This is a genomic window from Bartonella sp. AA83SXKL, from assembly GCF_042196965.1.
Taxonomy (GTDB): Bacteria; Pseudomonadota; Alphaproteobacteria; order Rhizobiales; family Rhizobiaceae; genus Bartonella.
Window position 1 is genome coordinate 1 of sequence record NZ_JBHIRG010000351.1, and the last position, 531, is coordinate 531.

Genomic DNA, 531 nt, shown 5'->3' on the forward strand with positions numbered 1-531 from the left:
AATCGGGATACTGCTAGCGCCCATAAGGGTGTACAACAGCTCGATGTAGGCAAGCTGGAACAAATCGTCCATGAAAACCGTGAAATGGTAACGCAACTCTTAGAAGAGGGGTTTAAATACAGCGATGATTCCTATAAAACCATGTTTATTAAAGAGCACCCCATTGCCGTGGTCGACCGTGATGAAAAGGGTAATATAATCTATGAAATAGATGCAAATGGACAGTATATCACAGACGCTCGTGGACAACCAATACCTCACGCACATTATTTAACGGATGAAGAAAAGCAGCATTTACAAGAGGGTGCTGATGGCAAGGTGCATGTGTCCTTTAATGGCATCTTTACTCCACCAGAGGAAGCCGCTGTTTATGCGGTTCAACATGCGAAGGATAAAAATGCACCGCTTTATTTTGTTGTGTTCCCTCAAGCCGATTCTGCTATCTCAGAACTTTTGGTCGCGGGCTATCAGAAGTTTATGGAAAATAACTTTTGGGGTTTGACCAATTCAACACAAGAAGCAAAAGATTTG

General features: G+C 42.7%; 1 pseudogene. It reads left to right on the forward strand.

Annotation, left to right across the window (positions count from 1 at the left end):
* Window positions 1–531 (forward strand): annotated as a pseudogene (locus tag ACFINO_RS11580) (filamentous hemagglutinin); the annotation flags it as partial.